We start from the raw sequence: 4,967 nt of genomic DNA, 5'->3' as shown, positions 1-4,967 counted from the left end.
GGAGAAAGCCCCCGGAGGTGGCTGTTTACGATCATGCATCATTTGTTCATCGACCAGATGCGCAAGGTGAACCGCCGCGGCGAGGCGGCGATGTTGCCGCTGGAGGCGGGCGAGGCCGTTGCCCAGCCGGCAGAGCAGGTGGAGAGTATCGCCTCGCGCGAGATCATCGACGCGTTGCAGGCGATCAGCCCCGATCGACGCGCAGCTCTTGTCATGGTTGCCATCGAAGGTTTTTCCTATGCCGAAGCCGCCAACATTCTGGGCGTCCCCGCTGGCACGCTGATGTCGCGCATTGCGCGCGGGCGTGAGGAATTGCGTGGGTTGCTGGACGATACGGCGCGTCGCCGCGCGATAAGGATCGTCGAGAAATGATCCGCCGCGACTTTTCCGAACGGGACATCCACATGGCGCTCGATGGCGAGCTGCCTGCAGACGAGCGCGCCGCTTACGACGCCTGGCTCGACGCCAATCCCGAGATGAAGGCCAGGAGCGCCCGTTTCACCGCCGACCGGACGGCGCTGCGTGCCGCCTTCGCCGGGGTGCTGGACGAAGCCGTGCCTGCGCGGTTGCGCAAGGTCGTGCTTGGCGAGGCGCCGGTCAAGGCAGCTGTGCCACGCTCGCGCTGGTGGCTTGCCGCTGCCGTGTTGCTGGTCGCCGCCGGCGGGCTTGGTGGCTACCTTGCCGGCGTCGACGGCATCGGCCAGGAGGACCCGGCGGAAGATCGGCTGGCCGAGCAGGCAATCGCGGCCCATGTCATCTATGCCGCCGAAAAGCGGCATGCCGTCGAGGTTCCGGCCAGCGACAAGGACCATCTGCAGACCTGGCTGTCCAACCGGGTAGGGTTGAAGCTGGTGGCACCCGACTTGACCGCGAACGGTTTCCAGTTGGTCGGCGGCCGGTTGCTTCCGGCAGGCGAGAGCAAGGCCGCCATGCTGCTTTACGAGGACGGCAATGGGCAGCGTATATCGCTGTTCGTCACCACGGAATCGACGGAGAATGCCAAGGGCACCTACGCCGCCACGCAAGACGGACCCGAGGCCGTCTACTGGCTGGACAAGGGCTATGGCTGCGCCGTCGTCGGCTCCTTGCCGCGCGAGCGGCTGAACGAGGTCGCCAGGAACGCCTACACGCAACTTGTAAACGGGCTGGCAAGCTGAACGGCACCGCTTTTGCCGGTGCCGTCGATCCGCGAATGCCGATCCGGCCGAAGGACCTTTGCGCCCGTCGGATCGGCGTCGGATTTGTCACAATTCGGCCCTAATCGAGGTGCGATAGCGCTTGATGAATGCCGTCGCATCGCCCCGAAAATCGGAAACGGTTTTTGGAAAAACGAGGCGAAGATTCAAGGTGGTGGAGCGGACTTCGTGCGCCCAGGTGGACGCCGGTTTTCCCAACGCCCTGGTTGGCGTCAAGGACGTGTTCGAGTAGGGCCATTTCCACCACCAATCGAGGTTTTCTGAAGCCGCATGCCTGCCGAGATCCGCACGGCCCGCGCGTCTGACGTCGATGATCTCGCCGCCATCGAGAAAGCTGTTTTCTCAAGCGACCGTATTTCCCGCCGCTCCTTCCGACTGTTCATCGAGCGTGAAACCGCCGAGACGCTGGTCGCCGAAGTCGACGGCCGCGTGGCCGGTTATGCGATCGTGCTGTTTCGCAAAGGCAGCGGCGTGGCGCGCCTCTACTCGATTGCGACCAGTCCGTTTTTCGGCGGGCTGGGTGTCGGCCGCATCCTGCTCGGATCCGCCGAAGATGCCGCCTTCGAGCACGACCGCATGATGCTGCGTCTCGAAGTTCGCGAAGACAACAGCCGCGCGATCCGCATCTACGAACGGGCCGGTTATCGCAAGATCGGGCGTGAGCCCGGCTACTATGAGGATGGCGAAACGGCACTTCGCTACGAAAAAACCTTGCGTGGCGACATTCCGATCGCCACCAAGGTGCCGTTCTACCCGCAGACCTGCGAATTCACCTGCGGTCCGTGCTGCCTGATGATGGCGATGGCCAATTTCGATCGCGGCTTCGTGCCGGATCCGGTCATGGAAATCCGCCTGTGGCGTGAAGCGACGACCGTCTTCATGATGTCGGGTCCCGGCGGTTGCGAGCCGTTCGGCCTCGCTGTCTCGGGCTACGAGAGCGGGCTCGCGGTGGAGATCTACGTCTCCTTCTATGGCGCGCTGTTCCTGCAATCGGTGCGCAGCGAGGACAAGCGCAGGGTAATGGAACTGGCGCAGGTCGACTTTCGCCGACGCGCGGAACTTTACGGCATCCCGGTGAATTACCGTGCATTCACAATCGACGATATCCGCGCTGCGATCGCTGGGGGAAAGCTGGTGCTGGTGCTGATCAGCGGCTTCCTGATGTTCGGCAAGAAGGTGCCGCACTGGGTGCTGGCGATCGGCGATGACGGCGACCATATCCTGATCCACGACCCTTGGGTCGAGGATGAAAGGCAGGAGACCATCCTTGATGCAGCCAACATTCCCGTGCCTTACGGCATCTTCATGAACATGGCGCAGTTCGGTCGCGATGGACTGCGGGCCGCCATCACTCTGGGAAAGCGTGACAGACAATGACCTGGGTCATCCTTACCGGCAGGCAGAGCGATCTCGACCAGGTGGCGACACCGCACAAGATCATCACCAACCGCGACTATCTCGCGCATCCGTCATTGTTTCGCGGCCAGCGGCCGAAGGTCATCAACCTGTCGAACAATTACGCCTACCAGAGCCGCGGCTACTATGCATCGCTGCTGGCAAGCTCGCGCGGCCACAAGGTGATCCCGACCGTCGAGACGATGATCGACCTGTCGGAACGCAAGCTCTATGAGCACGCGCTGCCGGAACTGGAACTGGCGCTCAACAAATGCCGCAAGGATCTTGGTGGCGCCTTTCCGCAAAAGGTCTGCATCTTCTTCGGCATCGGGCCGTCGAAAATCTGGGACCGTTTCGCCAAGCTGTTGTTCGATTGGTTCCGCGCACCGGCGCTCGAAGTCCACATCAAGGACAGCGCCGAATGGGCCTCGATCCGCAAGATCGGCTTTCATCCATTGGCGCGGATGACCGAGGACGAGGAAAAAAGCTTCATCCAGTGCCTGGAAACCTACACCAACCGGGAGTGGCGCGACACCAAGGGCCGCACGCCGGCGCGCTATACCTTCGCCACGCTGGTCGACCCGCATGAGGAATTGCCGCCCTCGGAGATCTCGTCGCTGCGCTATTGGGCCAAGATCGCCGAGAAGATGGGCGTCGAAATCGAGCCGATCACCAAGCGCGACCTGGCCAAGCTCGCCAATTACGACGCGCTGTTCATCCGCGAGACCACCTCGATCTCCAACCACACCTATCGTTTCGCCCGCCGCGCCCAGCAGGAAGGCATGCCGGTGATCGACGATCCGCTGTCGATGATCCGCTGCACCAACAAGGTCTATCTCAACGAGCTGATGGCCTACAACAAGGTGCCGGTGCCGCCGACGGTGATGATCGCCGGCACCTCGGATCTCGAACTGGCGGCGCAGACGCTGGGCTTTCCGCTGGTGCTGAAGATCCCGGATTCGTCGTTCTCGCGCGGCGTCAAGAAATGCGCCAACGTCGAGGAACTGAAGACGCTCGCCACCGAATGGCTGGAGGATTCCGACCTTCTGATCGCGCAGAAATTCATTCCGACCGAATGTGACTGGCGTGTCGGCGTGCTCGGCGGCCAGCCGCTGTTTGCCGTGCACTATCTGATGGCCAAGAAGCACTGGCAGATCGTCAACCACAAGGCCAACGGCAAGCCCGACCAGGGCGGCATCAAGACCTTCACGCTGAAGGAAACGCCGGCGCATGTCGTCGAGACGGCAGTGAAGGCGGCGCGCTGCATCGGCGACGGGCTCTATGGCGTCGACCTCAAGGAGACCAAGGACGGCGTCTTCGTCATCGAGGTGAATGACAATCCCAACCTCGACCATGGCTGGGAGGATTCCGGTGAGAAGGACGAGGTCTGGGTGCGGCTGACGCAGTGGTTCCTGGAGCGATTGGACCGGCCGGGGCGGTAATTTGATCGGGGGGTAGGACATGCAATTTATCGTGATCGAGGACTTCACCGGCTGTGATCGCAAGGAGATCTATCGCCGCTTTCGCGACCGCGGCCGCCTGAAACCGGACGAGCTGCTCGTCCACCACAGCTGGATCGCGGCGGACATGAGCCGCTGCTTCCTGCTGGTGGAGGCCGATGACGTCACGCTGCTGCAGCGTTGGGTCATCGAATGGGCGGATCTGGTGGAATTCGAGATCATCCCCGTGGCGACAAACAAGGACATGGCTGAGGCATTGAGCGGGCACCTCTGACCATTGCCGCGTGTCACGTCAACGCAGTGCCGGCGAGCCGACTGCGCGCCGGCACTCGTCGATCAGCCACTGGCGAAACGCGTCCACGACATCGCGTCTGGCGCTGCGCTCCGGGATCGTCAGGCAATAGGGCTGGCGCAGCTCGACCATCTGGGCGAGGGGCCTGACAAGTAGGCCGTCCTCCAGCGCCTCGGCACAGTAGATCCCTTGCGCCAGCGCCACGCCCAATCCCGAAATGGCAAGGTCGAGTGCCGCGCGCGACGAGTTGGCCGAGAGCCCGCGCTGCGCTGCCCGGCCGGGTTCGATGCCGGCCGCCTCGAACCAGTTGTGCCACGACGGAAAGGACGCACCGGTCGGTCCCCAGCCGGTATGGATAAGCGGCAGGCTGGCGAGGCCTTCGGGTTTGATCGTGTCGGCCAGCCCGGGTGCACACACGGGATAGACCGCGTCCTGGACGATATCCTCGGTCGGGTGCTCGCGATAATGCGGCCCATAAGTGAGCCTGATGTCGATCAACTCACGGTCGAACGGCACCGGGTCATCCTCGCCTCTGAGCGATATGTCGACGGCGCCATGGCTTGAGACAAAACCAGTGAGACGCTGCGAAAGCCAACCCATGGCCATGGATGGCGGCACCGACAC

Annotated in this window: 6 protein-coding genes; 5 read left to right on the top strand and 1 reads right to left on the bottom strand. The window is 62.9% G+C overall.

Features of this window, described 5'->3' with window-relative positions; all coding sequences use genetic code 11:
* The 5 genes from EN914_RS24065 to EN914_RS24045 all read left to right on the top strand — a co-directional run.
* Window positions 1–372: RNA polymerase sigma factor (locus EN914_RS24065; protein ID WP_164778877.1), on the top strand; the 372-nt coding region annotated here is incomplete at its 5' end.
* Window positions 369–1,157: an anti-sigma factor gene (locus EN914_RS24060; protein ID WP_024503062.1), complete on the top strand. Its 789-nt coding sequence runs from the start codon at window positions 369–371 to the stop codon at window positions 1,155–1,157. The genes EN914_RS24065 and EN914_RS24060, both read left to right, overlap by 4 nt.
* A 309-nt stretch (window positions 1,158–1,466) precedes the next feature.
* Entirely contained in the window at window positions 1,467–2,573 is a 1,107-nt protein-coding gene (locus EN914_RS24055) for a peptidase C39 family protein (protein WP_013532575.1), read from the top strand.
* A complete protein-coding gene (locus tag EN914_RS24050) occupies window positions 2,570–4,033 on the top strand; it encodes a RimK family protein (protein ID WP_024503061.1) in 1,464 nt (487 codons plus the stop codon). Before EN914_RS24055 ends, EN914_RS24050 begins: the two co-directional genes overlap by 4 nt.
* A gap of 31 nt (window positions 4,034–4,064) precedes the next feature.
* Window positions 4,065–4,325 (top strand): DUF3303 domain-containing protein, encoded by a 261-nt coding sequence (locus tag EN914_RS24045; RefSeq protein WP_244514281.1) that lies wholly within the window; start codon window positions 4,065–4,067, stop codon window positions 4,323–4,325.
* 18 nt (window positions 4,326–4,343) lie between these two features.
* Here the strand turns inward: EN914_RS24045 and EN914_RS24040 are convergent.
* A partial coding sequence (locus EN914_RS24040) for a LysR substrate-binding domain-containing protein (RefSeq protein ID WP_127389311.1) occupies window positions 4,344–4,967 on the bottom strand: 624 nt, incomplete at its 5' end.

The organism is Mesorhizobium sp. M7A.F.Ca.CA.001.08.2.1 (assembly GCF_003998455.1).
Taxonomy (GTDB): Bacteria; Pseudomonadota; Alphaproteobacteria; order Rhizobiales; family Rhizobiaceae; genus Mesorhizobium; species Mesorhizobium ciceri.
Note: the sequence above shows the minus strand (reverse complement) of the source record. Positions and strands in the feature narration are given on the sequence as shown.

Coding starts and splice junctions, on each gene's coding strand:
- EN914_RS24060 (WP_024503062.1), top strand. CDS start 369: ATGATCCGCCGCGACTTTTCCGAACGGGACATCCACATGGCGCTCGAT.
- EN914_RS24055 (WP_013532575.1), top strand. CDS start 1,467: ATGCCTGCCGAGATCCGCACGGCCCGCGCGTCTGACGTCGATGATCTC.
- EN914_RS24050 (WP_024503061.1), top strand. CDS start 2,570: ATGACCTGGGTCATCCTTACCGGCAGGCAGAGCGATCTCGACCAGGTG.